Here is an 18,784-nt window from a genome sequence, read left to right on the forward strand (position 1 = left end):
CCAGGGGCCCGGGCTGGGGATGGCGATTGTAGGGCGGGCTCCGGCCCGCCGGACAACGTCTTCCGGACGGCGGGCGCGGGCCCGCCGTCCGGTCGGCTCATTCGAACCAGTGCTTGCGCGCCTCCATGATCAGTGCCGCGGCACGCTCGGCGTCCATGTCCTCGATGTCCAGGATGTCGTCCACGGCCTGCTCGGCCAGGTCCTCGCGGGTGCGGATCCCGCGCGAGGCGAGCACGTAGGCGGTGGCCTCGTCCATGCCGGGCAGCGAGAGCAGGTCCTCGGCGGGCTGGTGCTCCTCGAGCTCCTCCTCGACCGCCAGCGCCTCGTTCAGCAGCGCGTCGCGGGCGCGGTCGCGCAGCTCCTCGACGATGTCCTCGTCGAAGCCCTCGACCGCCAGCAGCTCGGCCACCGGCACGTAGGCGATCTCCTCGACCGTGGTGAAGCCCTCCGACACCAGGATGCCGGCGATCTCCTCGTCCACCTCGAGCTTGTCCATGAACAGCTGGCGCGCCGCGGCCTGTTCGGCCTCGCTCTTGGCCTGCACCTGCTCGGCGGTCATCACGTTGAGCTGCCAGCCGGTCAGGCGGCTGGCCAGGCGCACGTTCTGGCCGCCGCGGCCGATCGCCTGGGCGAGCTTGTCCTCGGCCACCGCCAGGTCCATCGAGTGCTTCTCCTCGTCCACGATGATGGACTGGACCTCGGCCGGGGCCATCGCGTTGATCACGAACTGGGCCGGGTTGTCCGACCACAGCACGATGTCCACGCGCTCGCCGTTGAGTTCGTTGGTCACCGCCTGCACGCGCGAGCCGCGCATGCCGATGCAGGCGCCGATCGGGTCGGTGCGGGTGTCGTGGGCGAGCACTGCGATCTTGGCGCGGTCGCCCGGGTCGCGGGCGCAGGCCTTGATCTCGACCAGGCCCTGGGCCACCTCGGGCACTTCGAGCTTGAACAGCTCGATCATGAATTCCGGCGCGGCGCGGCTGATGAACAGCTGCGGGCCGCGCGGCTCGGAGCGCACGTCGTAGAGGTAGCCGCGCACGCGGTCGCCCGGACGCAGCACGTCGCGCGGGATCGCCTTGTCCTTGGGGATGAAGGCCTCGGCGTTGCCGCCCAGGTCCACGTACACGTTGCCGCGCTCGACGCGCTTGACCACGCCGGTGACCAGTTCGCCGACCCGGTCCTTCCACGCGTCCACCACCTGCTGGCGCTCGGCCTCGCGCACGCGCTGCACGATCACCTGCTTGGCGGCCTGGGCGGCGATGCGGCCGAACTCGGGGTTTTCGATCTGCTCCTCGATGTAGTCGCCGACCTCGACGCCCTCGGCCTCCTCGATCGCGTCCATCAGCCGGATCTGGCGATCGGGCGACTCCATCACCGCGTCGTCGGCGACCACCTCCCAGCGGCGGAAGGTCTGGTAGCTGCCGTCCTTGGGATCGATCTGGACCCGCACCAGCACGTCCTGGTCGGGGTAGCGCTTCTTGGCGGCCGACGCCAGGGCGGCCTCGATCGCCTCGAAGATCACCGACTCCGGCACGCCCTTCTCGTTGGCGACCGCGTCCACCACCAGCAACAGTTCCTTGCTCATTCTCGAAAACCTCTGGAAAACCGGTTCATCTCGCTGCGGGCCGCCGCGGGCCCTGTCTGTTCCGTCCTGCCGCCCCGGCGCTCACGCCGGCCGGCCACCCTTCTTCGGCCGGCCCGGCCTGCCGTCGCGGCCGCCCCCGGGCCGGGCCGGGGCCAGCCCCAGCGCCGCCCAGTCGGGCACCAGCCGCGCCTTGTCGATGTTGTCGAAGGCGACGGCCAGGCCGGCGCCCTCGACCTCGAACACGATGGTGTCCCCCTGCACCTCGGCGATCCGGCCGCTGAACCGGCGGCGCCCGTCCTGCGGCAGCTTCAGCGAGACCTTGGCGGTCTCGCCGGCGAAGCGCGCGAACTGCGCCGGGGTGAACAACGGCCGGTCGAGGCCCGGCGAGGACACCTCGAGGGTGTAGTTGCCGCTGATCGGGTCGGCGATGTCGAGCTGGGCCGAGACCTCGCGGCTGACCGTCTCGCAATCATCGATGCCGACCGCGCGACCCTCGCCCGCGCCTTCCGGCACGTCGATGTACAGGCGCAGCACCGCGCCGCCCGGCGCGGGCAGGTATTCGACCCCGAGCAGCGCCAGCCCCACGGCCTCGACCGTGGGCGCGAGCAGCGCCGAGATTTCCGTCGCCTTGTCGGTCATGCCGGCGGCCCTCCGTGCAGCATCCGTCCCGAAAAACAACAAGGGGCCCGTCGGGCCCCTTGTCAAAATTCCAGCATGGTGCGCTGGATTTCGGCGGCGACCGCGTCCCGGGACGCGGCTGCCAGGCCCGACCTTCGCGAAACAAAAAAGGCTCACGAGGAGCCTTTTTCGCCAGCGATAAGGCTGGTAGCGGGGGCAGGATTTGAACCTGCGACCTTCGGGTTATGAGCCCGACGAGCTGCCAGACTGCTCCACCCCGCAGCAGGCGGACAAATATAACGGCCGGCCGCGCCTTCCGCAAGCCTGGGCGCGGACGCAGCGTTCAGATCCCGGCGAAGGCGTACTGGCACCAGGCCATGATCGGGTTCCAGAACACGCCCAGCACCAGCAGCAACAGGGCGTTGGCGCCGAAGGCGACCTGCAGCGCGCGGTCGTCGCGCGGCGCGACCTCGGCCACGGTCGGTTCGTCGAAGTACATCGCCTTGACCACCTTCAGGTAGTAGAAGGCACCGATCACCGCGAACACCACGCCCACGATCGCCAGCCACAGCATCTGGCCCTCGAGCGCGGCACGCAGCACCGCCAGCTTGGCCCAGAAGCCCAGGAACGGCGGCACGCCCGCCAGCGACGCCATCACGCACAGCACCAGCCCCGCCATCCACGGGTTGCGCGCGTTCAGGCCCTTGAAGTCCTCGATCCGGTCGGCCTCGAACCCGCGCCGCGCCAGCACCACGATCGCGCCGAACGCGGCGGTGGTCATCAGCGCGTAGCTGATCGCGTAGAACATGGCCGCGGCGTAGCCCTGCGCGCCGCCGCCGGCCAGGCCCAGGAACAGGAAGCCGACGTGCGAGATGGTCGAGTACGCGAGCAGGCGCTTGAGGTTGGCCTGCATCAGCGCGATCAGGTTGCCGATCGCGAGCGAGGCCACCGCGAGCCCGGCCACCAGCAGCCGCCACTGCTCGTCGAGCGGGCCGACGCCGGCCTCGAGCAGGCGGTAGGCCATGCCGAACGCGGCCAGCTTGGGCGCCGAGCCGATGAACAGGGTGATCGGCGTGGGCGCGCCGTGATAGACGTCCGGCAGCCACATGTGGAACGGCGCCGCGCCGAACTTGAAGGCGATGCCGGCGACCACGAACACCATGCCGGTGAGCAGCATCGGCGTGGCGCCGCCGAGCGCGATCGCCTCGCGGATCCCGGCCAGGTCGAGCGTGCCGGTCGCGCCGTAGGTCAGCGACAGGCCGTACAGCAGCATGCCCGAGGCCAGCGCGCCGAGCACGAAGTACTTGATCGCGGCCTCGGAGGCGAGCGGGCTGTCGCGGTCGATCGCCACCAGCGCGTAGGAGCACAGCGCCAGCATCTCCAGGCCCAGGTACACCATCACCAGGCTGCCGGCCGACACCAGCAGCATCATGCCGGCGGTGGCGAACAGCACCATCACCGGCACCTCGCCCTTGTACAGCCCGCGCTCGCGCAGGAACGACCAGGCGTACAGCAGCGACAGCGCCGAGACCACGCAGGTCACGAACTTGAGCACGTCGGCCGCGGTGTCGCGCACGAACATGCCGCCCAGCACCGTGCCCTGCCCGCCCGCGCCGGCGCCGATCAGCGCCGCGGTGGCCACGAGCGCGGCGATGGACAGCCAGTGGGTGAGCCCGCGGTGGCGCTCGTCCAGGAACAGGTCGAGCATGAGCAGCGCGAACGCGGCGCCGACCAGCCACAGCTCGGGCAGCAGCGGCAGCAGGTCGGTGACGGGGGGCATGGTCGGAGTCATGGGCAACAATTCCTCGGACTAGAGCTTGCTCGCCGCGAGCTGGCTGGCCAGCTGCGCGATCGAGGGCTCCAGCAGGTCGGTCAGCGGCTTCGGCCACACGCCGATCAGCAGCACGCCGGCGGCGAAGCTGGCGAGCACGATCCATTCGCGCGGGTTGAGGTCCTCCAGCTCGGCCACGTGGGCGTTGCCGACCTCGCCGAAGATCACCCGCTTGACCATCCACAGCGTGTAGGCCGCGCCCAGGATCAGGGTCGTGGCCGCGGTGAACGCCAGCAGCGGGTGCTGCTGGAAGCTGGCCAGGATCACCATGAACTCGCCGACGAAGCCGGAGGTGCCCGGCAGGCCGGCGTTGGCCATGCCGAACAGCACCACGAAGGCGGCGAACCAGGGCATCACGTTCACCACCCCGCCGTAGTCGCGGATCATGCGGGTGTGCATGCGGTCGTAGAGCACGCCGACGCACGAGAACATCGCTCCGGAGATGAAGCCGTGGCTGATCATCTGCACCATCGCGCCCTGCAGGCCCAGGCGCGCGGCATCGGTGTTGCCCTGCTCGCGCACCAGGGCGAAGGCGATGAAGGTGCCGAGCGTGACGAAGCCCATGTGCGAGATGGACGAGTACGCAATCAGCTTCTTCATGTCGTCCTGGGCCAGCGCGACCAGGCCGATGTACACCACCGCGATCAGGCTCAGCGCGATCACCAACCAGGCGAACTCGTGGCTGGCGTCGGGCACGATCGGCAGCGAGAAGCGCAGGAAGCCGTAACCGCCGATCTTCAGCATGATCGCGGCCAGGATCACCGAGCCGCCGGTCGGCGCCTCCACGTGCGCGTCGGGGAGCCAGGTGTGCACCGGGAACATCGGCACCTTGACCGCGAACGCCACCAGGAAGGCGAAGAACAGCCAGGTCTGCTCGGCCATGGACAGCGGCATCGCGGCCATGTCCGCGAGCTGCCAGCTGCCGCCCTTCAGGTACAGGTACACCAGCCCGACCAGCATGAACACCGAGCCGAGGAAGGTGTAGAGGAAGAACTTGAGCGAGGCGTACACGCGCTGCGGGCCGCCCCAGACGCCGATGATGATGAACATCGGGATCAGCATGCCCTCGAAGAACACGTAGAACAGCATCGCGTCCGTCGCGGAGAACACGCCGACCATCAGGCCTTCCAGGAACAGGAACGCGGCCACGTACTGGCTCACGCGCCGGTCGATCGAGCCCCAGGCGCCGATCAGCACCAGCACCGTGGTCAGCGTGGTCAGCACGATCAGGGCGATCGAGATGCCGTCCGCGCCGAGCGCGTAGCGGATGTCGTAGGCCGGGATCCACGCCTTCGACTCGACGAACTGCATGCCGGGCACCGCCGGGTCGTAGCCGGTCAGCAGCGGCAGGCTCAGGGCGAAGGTGGCCAGTGCGGTGGCCAGCGCCAGCCAGCGCGCGGCCTGGGCGCGGGCATTGCCCAGCATCAGGGTCAGCGCGCCGCCGAGGATCGGCAGCCAGATCAGCAGGCTCAGCAGGGGCAGGCTCTGGAGGGTCACGTTCTGCACGCGATCGGTTCCGTCAGAAGGGGCGGCAGGCTCAGGTCCACAACCTGACCAGCACCGCGAGCAGCGCGATCAGGCCCAGGATCATGGCGAAGGCGTAGTGGTACAGGTGCCCGGTCTGGATCCGGCGCACGATGCCGGCGACGAAATCCACCACCCGGGCGCTGCCGTTGACGACCACGCCGTCGATCAGGCGGCTGTCGGTCCAGCGCGAGAGCTTGCCCAGCACCAGGCCGGCGCCGGCGAAGCCGCCGATCCACAGGTCGTCGAAGCCGTACTTGTTCTGCAGCACGCGCACCGGCCAGGCGAGCGCGCGCGCGGCCTTGGCCGGCAGCTCCGGCTTCCACAGGTACATCACCGTGGCCAGGGCGAAGCCGGCCAGCGCCAGCCAGAACGCCGGCGCCTGGAAGCCGTGCAGCGCGAACGCCACCGGGCCGTGGAACTCCTTGGCCAGCTCGGCGATGGTGTCGTGCTGCGGCAGCACCTCGATCGCGCCGAGGAAGAACGGCAGCACCTTCTCGTGCCCGAGCACGTCGGTGCCGAACAGCATCGGCCCGACGGTGAGGAAGCCGACCGCCACGGACGGGATCGCCAGCAGGATCAGCGGCAGCGTCACCACCCACGGCGACTCGTGCGGCACGTGCGCATGGCCGTGGCCGTGGTCGTCGGCCGCCTCGTGCTCGTGCGCGAGCGCCTGCTCGTGCTCGGACGAGTCGGCCTCGGGCATCACGTAGTCGGCTTCGTGCTTCTCGTGGAAGCGCTCCTTGCCGTGGAAGGTCAGGTACAGCAGGCGGAAGCTGTAGAAGGAGGTCACGAACGCGCCCAGCAGCACCGCCCAGTAGCCGTAGACCGCGACCCAGTTGTCGGCCTGGTGCGCGTGGTGCGCGGCGGCCTCGATGATCGTGTCCTTGGAGTAGAAGCCGCTCAGGAACGGCGTGCCCACCAGCGCCAGGGTGCCGACCAGGCAGGTGATGTAGGTGATCGGCATGTACTTGCGCAGGCCGCCCATGTAGCGCATGTCCTGCTCGTGGTGCATGCCGATGATCACCGACCCCGCCGACAGGAACAGCAGCGCCTTGAAGAAGGCGTGGGTCATCAGGTGGTACACCGCCGCCGAGTACGCCGACACGCCCAGGGCCACGGTCATGTAGCCGAGCTGGGACAGGGTCGAGTACGCCACCACCCGCTTGATGTCGTTCTGGACGATGCCGATCAGGCCGGTGAAGAACGCGGTGGTGGCGCCGGTGAACAGGACGAAGTTCAGCGCGGTCTCGCTCAGCTCGAACAGCGGCGACATGCGCGCGACCATGAAGATGCCGGCGGTCACCATCGTCGCGGCGTGGATCAGCGCCGAGATCGGGGTCGGGCCTTCCATCGAATCCGGCAGCCACACGTGCAGCGGCACCTGCGCCGACTTGCCCATCGCGCCGATGAACAGGCACACGCAGATCAGCGTCGCCACCTGCCAGGTCTGGCCGGGGACGATGCTGACCACCGCGTCGTTCAGCACCGGCGCGGCGTTGGCGAACACGGTGGCGTAGTCGAGGGTGCCGAACCAGTACAGCACCGCCGCGATGCCGAGCAGGAAGCCGAAGTCGCCGACGCGGTTGACCAGGAACGCCTTGAGGTTGGCGAAGATCGCGCTCGGGCGCTTGTACCAGAAGCCGATCAGCAGGTACGAAACCAGGCCCACCGCCTCCCAGCCGAAGAACAGCTGCATGAAGTTGTTGCTCATGACCAGCATGAGCATGGAGAAGGTGAACAGCGAGATGTAGCTGAAGAAGCGCTGGTAGCCCGGGTCGTCGTGCATGTAGCCGATCGTGTAGACATGCACGAGCAGCGACACGAACGTGACCACGACCATCATCATCGCGGTCAGCTTGTCCACCATGAAGCCGACGTGGGCCTGCAGCCCGCCGACCTGGAACCAGGTGTACACGTTCTCGTTGAACGGCGGCGCGCCCTGCCCGACCAGCTGCCACAGCACGTACACCGACAGCGCGCAGCTCGTCGCCACGCCGGCGATGGTCACCGTGTGCGCGCCGGCGCGGCCGATGCGGCGGCCGAACAGGCCGGCCACGATCGCGCCGAGCAGCGGCGCCAGCACCACCCAGATCAGGACGGTCTTTGAGATTGCGTGTTCGACGCCCGGCATCGGCTCAACCCTTCAGCGTGTCGATTTCGGCGACGTTGATCGTGCGCCGGTTGCGGAACAGCGTGACCAGGATCGCCAGCCCGATCGCGGCCTCGGCCGCGGCCACGGTCAGGATGAAGAACACGAACACCTGGCCGGCGGCGTCGCCGAACTGGCGCGAGAACGCGACGAAATTGATGTTCACCGCCAGCAGCATCAGCTCCAGCGACATCAGCAGCACGATCACGTTCTTGCGGTTGAGGAACAGGCCGGCGACGCTGATGCAGAACAGCGCGGCGCCGAGCGCCAGGTAATGGCCCAGGGCGAGCTGTCCGATCACGGGCGCACCTCCTCGTTGGCGGTTTCCGTCTGCGGCGCGGCCGGGGCCGGGCGCTCGGCCGGCATGGACACCATGCGCAGGCGGTCCTGCGCGCGCACCCGGCTCTGCGCGGACGGATCCTGGTGCTTGACGCCCACGCGCCGGCGCAAGGTCAGCATCACCGCCGCGACCACGGCCACGGTCAGGATCACCGCGGCCACCTCGAACGGCAGCAGGAAGTCGGTGAACAGCGCGCGCGCCAGCCACACGGTGTTGGGCACCTCGGCGCCGGCGGCGGCGTTGGCCGGGAACCCGGTCTGCACGTGGGCGCCGATCCCGATCAGGGTCAGGATCTCGGCCAGCATCACCACCGCCACCAGCAAGCCGAGCGGCAGGTAGCGCACGAAGCCCTCGCGCAGCGGGGCCACGTCAATGTCCAGCATCATGACCACGAACAGGAACAGCACCATCACCGCGCCCACGTACACCAGCACCAGGGCGATGCCGAGGAACTCGGCGCCGGCCAGGATCCAGGTGCAGGCCACGGAGAAGAAGGTCAGCACCAGCAGCAGGACGGCGTACACCGGGTTGCGGATGCTGATCACGCCGATCGCCGAGGCCACGGCCACGGCGGAGAAGGCGTAGAAGGCGAGCAAGGCGAAATCCATGGAGCCCCCGTCAGCGGTACGGCGCGTCCGCCGCGCGGCGCGCGGCGATCTCGGCCTCGAAGCGGTCGCCGATCGCCAGCAGCTGCTGCTTGGTGACGATGTTCTGGCCGCGGCGGTCGAAGTGGTACTCGTGGATGTGCGTCTCCACGATCGAGTCCACGGGGCACGACTCCTCGCAGAACCCGCAGAAGATGCACTTGAACAGGTCGATGTCGTAGCGCGTGGTGCGGCGGGTGCCGTCCGCGCGCGGCGCCGAGTCGATGGTGATCGCCAGCGCCGGGCACACCGCCTCGCACAGCTTGCAGGCGATGCAGCGCTCCTCCCCGTTCGGGTAGCGGCGCAGCGCGTGCAGGCCGCGGAAGCGCGGCGACTGCGGGAACTTCTCCATCGGGTACATCAGGGTGTACTTCGGCCGGAACAGGTACTTCAGCGTGAGCCAAAGTCCCTGCGCGAGCTCGAGCAGCAGCAGGCTCTTGAAGTAGGCGACGATGCGGCTCATGTCGGACTCACTGCCCCGGCGTGAACACGTTGAAGTACGCCAGCAGCGCGGCGACGCAGATCCAGGCCAGGGTGATCGGGATGAACACCTTCCAGCCCAGGCGCATGATCTGGTCGTAGCGGTAGCGCGGGAACGAAGCGCGGAACCAGATGAAGGCGCTGGCGAAGAAGAACACCTTTGCGAACAGCCACCACCAGCCGTCCGCCGACAGCAGCGGGATGCCCCAGCCGTGGAACGGGCTCAGCCAGCCGCCGAGGAAGAAGATCGAGGTCAGGAAGCTGACCAGGATCATGTTCGCGTACTCGGCCAGGAAGAACAGCGCGAACTGCGAGCCGGAGTACTCGACCATGTGGCCGGCCACGATCTCCGACTCGCCCTCGACCACGTCGAACGGGGCGCGGTTGGTCTCGGCCACGCCGGAGATGAAATAGACCACGAACAGCGGCAGCAGCGGCCACATGAACCATTCGGTGAAGCCGCCGTCGCCGGACTGCGCCATCACGATCTCGGTCAGGTTCAGGCTGCCGGCCGCGATCAGCACGCCGACCAGGGCGAAGCCCATCGCGATCTCGTAGCTCACCACCTGCGCCGCGGCACGGATCGCGCCGAGGAAGGCGTACTTGGAGTTCGAGGCCCAGCCGGCAAGCACGATGCCGTACACGCCCATCGAGGTCATCGCCAGCAGGTACAGCAGGCCGGCATTGGCGTTGGACAGCGCCACCTTGGCGTCGAACGGCACCACTGCCCAGGCGGCGAACGCCGGCGCCAGCGCCAGCAGCGGCGCGATGCGGTACAGGAACGGGTGCGCCACGGTCGGCTGCACCACTTCCTTGAACAGCAGCTTGAACACGTCGGCGAAGGCCTGCAGCACGCCGCGGCCGACGTACATCGGCCCGTGGCGCACGTGCATCCAGCCGATCAGCTTGCGCTCCCACACCACGTAGAAGGCGACCGCCAGGATCACCGGCACGGCCACGGCCAGGATCTTGAGCACGATCCAGGCGATCACGCCGGCGGGACCGAACGAGAGCAGCCAGTCGCGGAACGGGTCGAAGATCATGCCGGGCGTACCTCCAGGTGGCCGGCCGGCAGCGGCGCGGTGGCGCCGTAGCCGGATTCGATCCAGACGCAGCCGGCCGCGACCTTGTCGCTGACCTCGACCGGCAGCGCGGCCGTGCCCGCCGCATTGGCCGCCTTCGCCATCGCCCCGGCGCGCAGGCCGAGGCGCGCGGCGTCGTCCGGATGCAGCACCAGGCGCGGGCCGACGGTGAGCGGATGGGCCTGCAGCGCGGCGGCGCGGCGCACCACGGCGTCGCTGCGGTAGATCGCCTGCGAGGCGGCGACCTCCAGGCCGGCGCCGGCGGCAGCCGGGGCGGCCGAGGCCGCCACGCGCACCATGCGCTCGGCGAGCGCGGCGCGCGCGCCGTCGAAGTCGGCGAAGTCGAAGCCCGGCAGGCCGAGCTCGGCGCCGAGCGCGCGCAGCACGCGCCAGCCGGCGCGAGCCTCGCCGGGGAGCTTGCCGCCGGCGACCGCGGCCTGGGTGCGGCCGTCGAGATTGGTCAGGCTGCCATCCACCTCGGGCAGCAGGCCGATCGGCAGGATCACGTCGGCCACGCGCCGGGTCGAGTCGCAGGCGTAGTGACTGAACGCCACCACCTGCGCCTGGCCCAGGGCCTGCATCGCCAGCGCCGCGTCGCCGAAATCGAGCCCGGGCTCGATGCCGTACAGCAGGTAGGCGCCGCGCGGCTGGGCCAGCATCGCGCGTGCGTCGCGCGCGGCCGGCAGCACGCCCTGGCGGGCCAGGCCGACCGCATTGGCGCCCTGCGGGATGCGGCACAGCGCAGCGCCGGTGCGGGCGGCGAAGGCGCGCGCGGCGGCGCGGATCGCGGCGGCGTGCGGGCCGTTCTCGGCCACCCCGCCCACGATCAGCACCGCGCGGGTGGCGCCGGCCAGGTCCACCGAGGCCAGCGCCTCGGCCAGCCGCGACGGCGGCACGATCCGCTTCGACGCGACGTCGAAGGCGAACTCGAAGTCCACCGGATTGACCACATGCACCCGGGCGCCGCGGCGGAACGCCTTGCGCACGCGCTGGTGCAGCAGCGGCACTTCGTGGCGCAGGTTGGAACCGACGATCACGATCGCGTCGGCCTGCTCGACCGCGGCCACCGGCACCGCGAACGGCTCGGCCACGGCGGCGTCGGACAGGTCGAGCTGGGAAATGCGGTGGTCGAGGTTGCCGCAGCCCAGGCCCTCGGCCAGGCGCGCCAGCAGCGCGCCCTCCTCGTTGGTGGCGGCCGGGTGCACCAGCACGCCGAGGGCGTCGCCGGCGTGGTCGCGCAGGATCTTGGCGGCCTTGGCCAGCGCCTCCTCCCAGCTCGCCTCGCGCCACTGGCCGTCCTCGCGCACCATCGGCCGCTGCGCGCGGTCCTCGGCGTACAGGCCCTGGTGCGAGTAGCGGTCGCGGTCGGACAGCCAGCACTCGTTGACGTCCTCGTTGTCGCGCGGGACGGTGCGCAGCACCTCGCCGCGGCGGACGTGCAGGAACAGGTTCGAGCCCAGCGCGTCGTGGTAGCCCAGCGACTCGCGCGCGATCAGCTCCCACGGCCGCGCGCGGAACTGGAACACCTTGTTGGTCAGCGCGCCCACCGGGCACACGTCAATGACGTTGCCGGACAGCTCGGTGGTCAGCGGCTTGCCGTCGTAGGTGCCGATCTGCAGGTTCTCGCCGCGCATCATGCCGCCGAGCTCGTAGGTGCCGGCGATCTCCGCGGTGAAGCGCACGCAGCGCGTGCACTGGATGCAGCGGGTCATCTCGGTGGCGACCAGCGGGCCGAGGTCCTCGTCCGGGACCACGCGCTTGCGCTCGGCGAAACGGCTGACCGAGCGGCCGTAACCAAGCGAGAGGTCCTGCAGCTCGCACTCGCCGCCCTGGTCGCAGATCGGGCAGTCGAGCGGATGGTTGATCAGCAGGAACTCCATCACGTTGCGCTGCGACTTCAGCGCCTTGTCGCTGCGCGTCTGCACGCGCATGCCGTCCATCACCGGCGTGGCGCAGGCCGGCGCCGGCTTCGGCATCTTCTCCACCTCGACCAGGCACATGCGGCAGTTCGCCGCCACGCTCAGCTTGTCGTGGTAGCAGAAGCGCGGGATCGGGATGCCGGCCTTGTCGGCGGCCTGGATGATCATCGAGCCCTTGGGCGCGGCCAGCTCGACGCCGTCAATGAAGACGGTGACGTGGTCGGGCGGGAGGTTCGGATTCACCGGCTGCGCGCTCATGCGGCCACCTTTCCTGCCACGGTGCCGGCGCGCTGGTCGTCCACCAGGAACCGCTTGTTCACGATCGCGTACTCGAATTCGTCCCAGAAGTGGCGCAGGAAGCCCTGCACCGGCCACGCGGCGGCCTCGCCGAAGGCGCAGATGGTGTGGCCCTCGATCTGGCCGGCCGCGGCGCGCAGCATGTGCAGGTCGTCGAGCGTGGCCTGCTTCTCGACGATGCGGGTCAGCATGCGGTACATCCAGCCGGTGCCCTCGCGGCACGGCGTGCACTGGCCGCAGCTTTCCTTGAAGTAGAAACGCGCGATGCGCTGGCAGGCGCGGACCATGCAGGTGGTCTCGTCCATCACGATCACCGCGCCCGAGCCGAGGCCGGAGCCGGCCTTCTGGATCGAGTCGTAGTCCATCGTGCAGCCCATCATCACCTCGCCCGGCAGCACCGGCATCGAGGAGCCGCCCGGGATCACCCCCTTGAGCCGGTGGCCGTTGCGCACGCCCCCGGCCATCTGCAGCAGCTCGGAGAACGGCGTGCCGAGGCGGATCTCGTAGTTGCCCGGCCGGTTCACGTGGCCGGAGACGGAGAACACCTTCGGCCCGCCGTTGTTCGGCTTGCCGAGGTTGAGGAACCACTCCGGGCCGTTGCGCACGATCGCCGGCACCGAGGCGTAGGTCTCGGTGTTGTTGATCGTGGTCGGGCGGCCGTACAGGCCGAAGTTGGCCGGGAACGGCGGCTTGTAGCGCGGCTGGCCCTTCTTGCCCTCCAGCGACTCCATCAGCGCGGTTTCCTCGCCGCAGATGTAGGCGCCGGCGCCGAGCGCGTTGTGGATGTGGATGTCCACCCCGCTGCCCAGGACGTCGTTGCCGAGCCAGCCGTGCGCGTAGGCCTCCTTCAGGGCCTGCTCCATGCGCTCGAACGGCTCGTGATGGAACTCGCCGCGCATGTAGTTGTAGGCCACGGTGGCGCCGGTGGCGTAGCAGGCGATGGCCATGCCCTCGATCACCGAATGCGGGTTGTAGCGCAGGATGTCGCGGTCCTTGCACGTGCCCGGCTCGGACTCGTCCGAGTTGCACAGGATGTACTTCTGGCCGACGTTGCCCTTGGGCATGAAGCTCCACTTCAGGCCGGTCGGGAAGCCCGCGCCGCCGCGGCCGCGCAGGCCCGACTGCTTGACCCACTCGATGACCTGCTCGGGCGGGATCTTCTCGGTCAGGATCCTGCGCAGCGCGCTGTAGCCGCCGACCTTGAGGTAGTTCTCGTAGGCCCAGGGCCGGTCGAAATGCAGCGTCGTGTAGACGACGTTGTGCTCCTGCGGAGCCGGGCCGACGGGGCCCGTCGGCTGCGAATAATCGTGGTGCGCCATGGCGTCCGCCTCACTCCAGCCCGTCGAGAAGTTCGTCCACCTTCTCGACCGTGAGCTTCTCGTGGTAATGCCCGTCGATCACCATCATCGGCGCGCCGCAGCACGCGGCCAGGCACTCCTCCTCGCGCTTGAGGTAGATGCGGCCGTCGGCGGTGGACTCGCCCAGCTTGCAGCCGAGCTTCTTCTCGGCGTGCGCGACCAGTTCCTCGGCGCCGTTGAGCCAGCAGCTGATGTTGGTGCAGAAGGCCACGTTGTGGCGCCCGACCGGCCGGGTCTCGAACATCGAGTAGAAGGTGGCGACCTCGTAGGCCCACACCGGCGGGAGGTCCAGGTACCTGGCCACCGCCGCGATCAGTTCGTCGGTGAGCCAGCCGCCGTTCTGCTCCTGCGCCGCGTGCAGGCCCTGCAGCACCGCCGAACGCTTCCGGTCCGGCGGGAACTTGGTCAGCCAGTGGTCGATGTGCGCGCGCGTCTTCTCCGACAGCACCACCATCGGATCCACGTTGCGGCAGGCCTCGAAGTTGCCGGTTGCTTTCATCGGTCGATCTCGCCGAAGACGACGTCATAGGTCCCGATCATCGCCACCACGTCGGCCAGCATGTGGCCCTTGACGATCGCATCCATGGACGACAGGTGGGCAAAGCCGGGCGCGCGCAGCTTGACGCGGAACGGCTTGTTGGCGCCGTCGCTGACCAGGTAGCAGCCGAACTCGCCCTTAGGCGCCTCGACCGCGGCGTAGGTCTCGCCGGCCGGCACGCAGTAGCCCTCGGAGAACAGCTTGAAGTGGTGGATCAGCGCTTCCATGTCGTCCTTCATCTCCTCGCGGGAGGGAGGCGCGACCTTGTAGTTGTCCACCATCACCGGGCCCGGATTGGCCTTTAGCCACTCCACGCACTGGCGGATGATGCGGTTGGACTGGCGCATCTCGGCGATGCGCACCAGGTAACGGTCGTAGCAGTCGCCGTTGGCGCCGACCGGGATGTCGAAGTCCACCTCGGCGTACTTGGCGTACGGCTGCTTCTTGCGCAGGTCCCAGGCGATGCCGGAGCCGCGCAGCATCGGGCCGGTCATGCCCCAGGCCAGCGCCTGCTCGGGCGAGACCACGCCGATGCCGACGGTGCGCTGCTTCCAGATCCGGTTGTCGGTCAGCAGCGTCTCGTACTCGTCCACGCGCCGCGGGAAGTCCTCGGTGAAGCGCTCGAGGAAGTCGAGCATGGAGCCCTCGCGCCACTCGTTGAAGCGCTTGAGCTTCTTCCCCTTCAGCCAGGGCGACTCGCGGTACTGCGGCATGCGGTCAGGGAGGTCCCGGTACACGCCGCCCGGGCGGTAGTAGGCCGCGTGCATGCGCGCGCCGCTCACCGCCTCGTACACGTCCATCAGTTCCTCGCGCTCGCGGAACGCGTACAGGAACACCGCCATCGCGCCCAGGTCGAGCGCGTTGGAGCCCACCCACATCAGGTGGTTCAGGATCCGCGTGATCTCGTCGAACATCGTGCGGATCCACTGCGCGCGCTCGGGCGCCTCGATCCCGAGCAGGGTCTCGATGGCGCGCACGTAGGCGTGCTCGTTGCACATCATCGAGACGTAATCCAGCCGGTCCATGTAGCCGATGGACTGGTTGAACGGCTTGCTCTCGGCGAGCTTCTCGGTGCCGCGGTGGAGCAGGCCCACGTGCGGGTCGGCGCGCTGCACGACCTCGCCGTCCATCTCCAGGATCAGGCGCAGCACGCCGTGCGCGGCCGGATGCTGCGGGCCGAAGTTCAGGGTGTAGTTGCGGATCTCGGCGTTGTTCAGGCCGGACGTGTTCACCACCGCATCCTTCTGCAGCCGGGCGCTCACTTCTTCACCTCCGCCTGCCTCGAATCGGCGCGCTCGCCGGCGGCAGTCCGGTAGCGGGCATCGTCGCGGATCACGCGCGGCACGCCGACGCGCGGCTCGACCGAGGTCACCGGTTCGTACACCACGCGCTGCTTCTCGGGGTCGTAGCGCACCTCGACGTTGCCGATCAGCGGGAAGTCCTTGCGGAACGGATGGCCGACGAAGCCGTAGTCGGTCAGGATCCGGCGCAGGTCCGGATGCCCCTCGAACACGATGCCGAACAGGTCGAACGCCTCGCGCTCGAACCAGTTGGCACCGGGCCACACGCCGGTGACCGAATCCACCACCGGCAGTTCGTCGTTCTCGGCGAAGCAGCGCACGCGCAGGCGGCGATTGTGCTGCAGCGACAGCAGGTGCGCGACCACGGCGAAGCGGCGCGCGGGCTTCTCGATCGGCGCCTCGCCCTGCTCGGCCTGCGCGGTCGGGCGCTGGCCCCAGGCGAAGCGGCCCGGGCCCTTGCCCTCCACGCCGCGCGAGAACCCCTCGGAGGACACATCGGTGTCCCACTCGTCGCAGCCGTAACCGAGGTAGTCCACGCCGCACAGGTCGGTGAGCTGCTCGAAGCCGAACTCGTCGCGCAATGCGTGGCAGGCCCCGCGCCACTGCGCGGCCGGCACCACCAGGGTGACCTCGCCGCGCGGCTCGGCGACCTGGACTTCGCCGTCGGCGAAACGTGCGCGCAGGCGCGCGGCGAAGGCGGTAGCGGTCTCGCTCATGCGGCAGCGCCTCCCGCGGTCTCGCGCGCCTTGCCGGTGAACGGGTTCTGCGCAGTGCGGCGGATCTTCTTCTGCAGCTGCAGGATGCCGTACACCAGCGCCTCGGCGGTGGGCGGGCAGCCGGGCACGTAGATGTCCACCGGCACGACCCGGTCGCAGCCGCGCACCACCGCGTACGAGTAGTGGTAGTAGCCGCCGCCGTTGGCGCAACTGCCCATCGAGATCACCCACTTCGGGTCGGGCATCTGGTCGTAGACCTTGCGCAGCGCCGGCGCCATCTTGTTGACCAGGGTGCCGGCCACGATCATCACGTCCGACTGGCGCGGCGAGGGACGGAACACCACACCGTAGCGGTCAAGGTCGAGGCGCGCCGCGCCGGCGTGCATCATCTCCACCGCGCAGCAGGCCAGGCCGAAGGTCATCGGCCACATCGAGCCGGTGCGCGCCCAGTTCCACAGCGCGTCCAGGCTGGTGGTGACGAAGCCGTGCTCGAGCAGCGGGTTGTCGCCCTCGGGACGCAGGATGTCGTCCACCCGCCCTTCCGGCAGCGGGTTGTGCATCAGGCCCGAGACGGTCTGAATCACTCCCATTCGAGCGCACCCTTCTTCCAGACGTACACGAAGCCGATCAGGAGCAGGCCGAGGAACACGCCCATCTCGATCAGGCCGAAGATGCCGAGCTCGCGGAACACCAGCGCCCACGGGAAGACGAAGGCGATCTCGAGGTCGAAGACGATGAACAGGATCGCGATGAGGTAGTAGCGCACGTCGAACTGCATGCGCGCGTCCTCGAACGCGTTGAAGCCGCATTCGTACGGCGAGAGCTTCTCGGCACTGGGGCGCTTGGGCCCGAGGACGTTGCCGATGAGGATCAGCGCGACGCCGATCCCCGTTGCGACGATCAGGAACAGCAGGGACGGCAGGTATTCGGCCAGCACTTGCGTTCTCTCGGCTATGCCGCGTCGCCGCGGCTTGGCTCGGCGTTGTCGCGCCATGAACGCGGCGCGCGCTGCACGCCGCGTTCCGGAGGGATTGGTGCCCAAGGGGGGACTCGAACCCCCACGACTTTCGTCGCTACCACCTCAAGGTAGTGCGTCTACCAATTCCGCCACCTGGGCAATGGTTCCGCGAAAGAAGCGCCGCGGAGTTGCGTATTGTAAGCCGGATCAGCCGCCCTGCGTAGGCGTCTGCGGCGATTGCTGCGGCTGCGACGGCGGCTGCTCCGGCTGCTGGCCGGCGGCAGGCGCGGCGGGAGCCGCCGCTTCCGGAACCGGCGCGGCCGACGGCACGGTCGCGGCCGGCGCCGCAGGCACGGCAGGCGCCGGCGCAGCGGGCGCCTGGCCCATCACGCCGAGATCCTGGGCTGCCGGCGCCGGCGCGGTGGCGCGGTGCGTGGCGTACCAGGCCATGAACAGGCTGATCGCGAAGAACACGATCGCGAGCCACTTGGTGCTCTTGGACAGGAAGTTGCCCGCGCCGCGCGCGCCGAACACGGTCGCCGAAGCGCCGGCGCCGAAGCCGGAACCGGCCTGCGCGCCCGCGCCACGCTGCATCAGGATCAGCGCGACCATCGCGATCGCGACGAGCACGTACACCACGTTGAGGATGATCAACAGCATCTGGACTGCTCTTCGGTCAGGCCCGCGCGGCAGCCGCGACGATGGCCAGGAAATCCCGGGCGACGAGCGAGGCGCCGCCCACCAGCCCGCCGTCCACGTCGGGCTGCGAGAACAGCGCGGCGGCGTTGTCGGGCTTCACGCTGCCCCCGTAGAGGATCGGCAGCGAGCCCGCAATCGTAGCATCCCGGGCCCCGATCTCGCCACGAATGAAGGCGTGGACGGCCTGGGCCTGCTCCGGGGTGGCGTTGCGGCCGGTGCCGATGGCCCAGACCGGCTCGTAGGCCACGATCGCACCCTCGAAGGCCCGGTCGCCCAGGCGCTCGAAGATCGGGGCCAGCTGCTCTTCGATCCGCCACTCGGTCTGGCCGGCCTCGCGCTCGTGCAGGGATTCCCCGACGCACAGGATCGGGGTCAGGCCGGCCTCCTTGGCCACCTCGAACTTGATCGCGACCAGCTCGCTGCTCTCGCCGTGGTACTGGCGGCGCTCGGAGTGGCCGACCAGGCCGTAGCGCGCGCCCACGTCCACCAACATGGCCGCCGAGACCTCGCCGGTGAAGGCGCCCTGGCGGTTGGCGCTGACGTCCTGGGCGCCGAACTGCAGCCCGCGCCGGCCGTAGCGCTCGACCAGCTCGCCCAGGAACGGCAGCGGCGGGAGGATGATGCGCTCGACCCCGGGCGGCGGTTCGACCGCCACCACCTCGTCGAGCAGTTGCTCGGCGAAGCGGCGCGAGCCATGCAGCTTCCAGTTACCGGCGACGATCCTGCGGCGCATCCGTTTCGA

The 18,784-nt window shown here is 69.4% G+C and carries 18 protein-coding genes and 2 tRNA genes; all 20 read right to left on the reverse strand.

The window, feature by feature from the left end; translation table 11 throughout:
* Positions 1 to 97: 97 nt before the first annotated feature.
* The 20 genes from nusA to tpiA all read right to left on the reverse strand — a co-directional run bounded on the left by nusA (position 98) and on the right by tpiA (position 18,775).
* Positions 98 to 1,585 (reverse strand): transcription termination factor NusA, encoded by a 1,488-nt coding sequence (nusA, locus tag FPV26_RS03930; protein WP_147652413.1) that lies wholly within the window; start codon positions 1,583 to 1,585, stop codon positions 98 to 100.
* A gap of 81 nt (positions 1,586 to 1,666) precedes the next feature.
* Positions 1,667 to 2,224: a ribosome maturation factor RimP gene (rimP, locus tag FPV26_RS03935; protein WP_147652414.1), complete on the reverse strand. Its 558-nt coding sequence runs from the start codon at positions 2,222 to 2,224 to the stop codon at positions 1,667 to 1,669.
* A 184-nt stretch (positions 2,225 to 2,408) separates the two neighbouring features.
* Positions 2,409 to 2,485, reverse strand: a tRNA-Met gene (locus FPV26_RS03940).
* Between the two features lie 61 nt (positions 2,486 to 2,546).
* Positions 2,547 to 3,995, reverse strand: coding sequence for an NADH-quinone oxidoreductase subunit NuoN (gene nuoN, locus FPV26_RS03945; protein WP_147652415.1), 1,449 nt, complete (start codon positions 3,993 to 3,995; stop codon positions 2,547 to 2,549).
* Positions 3,996 to 4,013: 18 nt separating this feature from the next.
* Positions 4,014 to 5,531 carry an NADH-quinone oxidoreductase subunit M gene (locus FPV26_RS03950; protein ID WP_147652474.1) on the reverse strand — a complete coding sequence of 506 codons (1,518 nt, stop codon included), beginning with the start codon at positions 5,529 to 5,531 and terminating at the stop codon, positions 4,014 to 4,016.
* 40 nt (positions 5,532 to 5,571) lie between these two features.
* Positions 5,572 to 7,692 carry an NADH-quinone oxidoreductase subunit L gene (nuoL, locus tag FPV26_RS03955; RefSeq protein WP_147652416.1) on the reverse strand — a complete coding sequence of 707 codons (2,121 nt, stop codon included), beginning with the start codon at positions 7,690 to 7,692 and terminating at the stop codon, positions 5,572 to 5,574.
* A 4-nt stretch (positions 7,693 to 7,696) separates the two neighbouring features.
* On the reverse strand, positions 7,697 to 8,008 hold the full coding sequence (gene nuoK, locus FPV26_RS03960; RefSeq protein ID WP_425473050.1) for an NADH-quinone oxidoreductase subunit NuoK: 312 nt from the start codon (positions 8,006 to 8,008) through the stop codon (positions 7,697 to 7,699).
* Positions 8,008 to 8,658: an NADH-quinone oxidoreductase subunit J gene (locus tag FPV26_RS03965; RefSeq protein WP_147652417.1), complete on the reverse strand. Its 651-nt coding sequence runs from the start codon at positions 8,656 to 8,658 to the stop codon at positions 8,008 to 8,010. Before FPV26_RS03965 ends, nuoK begins: the two co-directional genes overlap by 1 nt.
* Positions 8,659 to 8,668: 10 nt before the next feature.
* On the reverse strand, positions 8,669 to 9,157 hold the full coding sequence (gene nuoI, locus FPV26_RS03970) for an NADH-quinone oxidoreductase subunit NuoI (RefSeq protein WP_147652418.1): 489 nt from the start codon (positions 9,155 to 9,157) through the stop codon (positions 8,669 to 8,671).
* 7 nt (positions 9,158 to 9,164) lie between these two features.
* Entirely contained in the window at positions 9,165 to 10,217 is a 1,053-nt protein-coding gene (nuoH, locus tag FPV26_RS03975; RefSeq protein ID WP_147652419.1) for an NADH-quinone oxidoreductase subunit NuoH, read from the reverse strand.
* On the reverse strand, positions 10,214 to 12,433 hold the full coding sequence (gene nuoG, locus FPV26_RS03980) for an NADH-quinone oxidoreductase subunit NuoG (RefSeq protein WP_147652420.1): 2,220 nt from the start codon (positions 12,431 to 12,433) through the stop codon (positions 10,214 to 10,216). The genes nuoH and nuoG overlap by 4 nt, the downstream gene beginning before the upstream one ends.
* On the reverse strand, positions 12,430 to 13,791 hold the full coding sequence (gene nuoF / locus FPV26_RS03985) for an NADH-quinone oxidoreductase subunit NuoF (protein WP_147652421.1): 1,362 nt from the start codon (positions 13,789 to 13,791) through the stop codon (positions 12,430 to 12,432). Before nuoF ends, nuoG begins: the two co-directional genes overlap by 4 nt.
* Before the next feature lie 10 nt (positions 13,792 to 13,801).
* A complete protein-coding gene (nuoE, locus tag FPV26_RS03990; RefSeq protein WP_147652422.1) occupies positions 13,802 to 14,329 on the reverse strand; it encodes an NADH-quinone oxidoreductase subunit NuoE in 528 nt (175 codons plus the stop codon).
* Positions 14,326 to 15,630: an NADH-quinone oxidoreductase subunit D gene (locus tag FPV26_RS03995; protein WP_147652423.1), complete on the reverse strand. Its 1,305-nt coding sequence runs from the start codon at positions 15,628 to 15,630 to the stop codon at positions 14,326 to 14,328. Before FPV26_RS03995 ends, nuoE begins: the two co-directional genes overlap by 4 nt.
* Entirely contained in the window at positions 15,627 to 16,385 is a 759-nt protein-coding gene (locus FPV26_RS04000) for an NADH-quinone oxidoreductase subunit C (RefSeq protein WP_147652424.1), read from the reverse strand. The genes FPV26_RS03995 and FPV26_RS04000 overlap by 4 nt, the downstream gene beginning before the upstream one ends.
* Positions 16,382 to 16,975 carry a NuoB/complex I 20 kDa subunit family protein gene (locus tag FPV26_RS04005; RefSeq protein WP_147652425.1) on the reverse strand — a complete coding sequence of 198 codons (594 nt, stop codon included), beginning with the start codon at positions 16,973 to 16,975 and terminating at the stop codon, positions 16,382 to 16,384. Before FPV26_RS04005 ends, FPV26_RS04000 begins: the two co-directional genes overlap by 4 nt.
* Positions 16,966 to 17,322, reverse strand: a complete 357-nt coding sequence (locus FPV26_RS04010) for an NADH-quinone oxidoreductase subunit A (protein ID WP_147652426.1) — start codon at positions 17,320 to 17,322, stop codon at positions 16,966 to 16,968. The genes FPV26_RS04005 and FPV26_RS04010 overlap by 10 nt, the downstream gene beginning before the upstream one ends.
* 95 nt (positions 17,323 to 17,417) lie before the next feature.
* A tRNA-Leu gene (locus FPV26_RS04015) sits at positions 17,418 to 17,502 on the reverse strand.
* Between the two features lie 48 nt (positions 17,503 to 17,550).
* On the reverse strand, positions 17,551 to 18,003 hold the full coding sequence (secG, locus tag FPV26_RS04020; protein ID WP_147652427.1) for a preprotein translocase subunit SecG: 453 nt from the start codon (positions 18,001 to 18,003) through the stop codon (positions 17,551 to 17,553).
* A gap of 16 nt (positions 18,004 to 18,019) precedes the next feature.
* Complete coding sequence (gene tpiA / locus FPV26_RS04025) at positions 18,020 to 18,775, reverse strand: triose-phosphate isomerase (RefSeq protein WP_147652428.1); 756 nt, start codon at positions 18,773 to 18,775, stop codon at positions 18,020 to 18,022.
* Between the last annotated feature and the right edge of the window lie 9 nt (positions 18,776 to 18,784).

The organism is Vulcaniibacterium gelatinicum (genome assembly GCF_008033445.1).
Taxonomy (GTDB): Bacteria; Pseudomonadota; Gammaproteobacteria; order Xanthomonadales; family Xanthomonadaceae; genus Vulcaniibacterium_B; species Vulcaniibacterium_B gelatinicum.

Coding starts and splice junctions, on each gene's coding strand:
- nuoN (WP_147652415.1), bottom strand. CDS start 3,995: ATGACTCCGACCATGCCCCCCGTCACCGACCTGCTGCCGCTGCTGCCC.
- nuoL (WP_147652416.1), bottom strand. CDS start 7,692: ATGCCGGGCGTCGAACACGCAATCTCAAAGACCGTCCTGATCTGGGTG.
- nuoI (WP_147652418.1), bottom strand. CDS start 9,157: ATGAGCCGCATCGTCGCCTACTTCAAGAGCCTGCTGCTGCTCGAGCTC.
- nuoF (WP_147652421.1), bottom strand. CDS start 13,791: ATGGCGCACCACGATTATTCGCAGCCGACGGGCCCCGTCGGCCCGGCT.
- nusA (WP_147652413.1), bottom strand. CDS start 1,585: ATGAGCAAGGAACTGTTGCTGGTGGTGGACGCGGTCGCCAACGAGAAG.
- FPV26_RS04000 (WP_147652424.1), bottom strand. CDS start 16,385: ATGAGCGAGACCGCTACCGCCTTCGCCGCGCGCCTGCGCGCACGTTTC.
- secG (WP_147652427.1), bottom strand. CDS start 18,003: ATGCTGTTGATCATCCTCAACGTGGTGTACGTGCTCGTCGCGATCGCG.
- FPV26_RS04005 (WP_147652425.1), bottom strand. CDS start 16,975: ATGGGAGTGATTCAGACCGTCTCGGGCCTGATGCACAACCCGCTGCCG.
- tpiA (WP_147652428.1), bottom strand. CDS start 18,775: ATGCGCCGCAGGATCGTCGCCGGTAACTGGAAGCTGCATGGCTCGCGC.
- nuoG (WP_147652420.1), bottom strand. CDS start 12,433: ATGAGCGCGCAGCCGGTGAATCCGAACCTCCCGCCCGACCACGTCACC.
- rimP (WP_147652414.1), bottom strand. CDS start 2,224: ATGACCGACAAGGCGACGGAAATCTCGGCGCTGCTCGCGCCCACGGTC.
- nuoE (WP_147652422.1), bottom strand. CDS start 14,329: ATGAAAGCAACCGGCAACTTCGAGGCCTGCCGCAACGTGGATCCGATG.
- FPV26_RS03965 (WP_147652417.1), bottom strand. CDS start 8,658: ATGGATTTCGCCTTGCTCGCCTTCTACGCCTTCTCCGCCGTGGCCGTG.
- nuoH (WP_147652419.1), bottom strand. CDS start 10,217: ATGATCTTCGACCCGTTCCGCGACTGGCTGCTCTCGTTCGGTCCCGCC.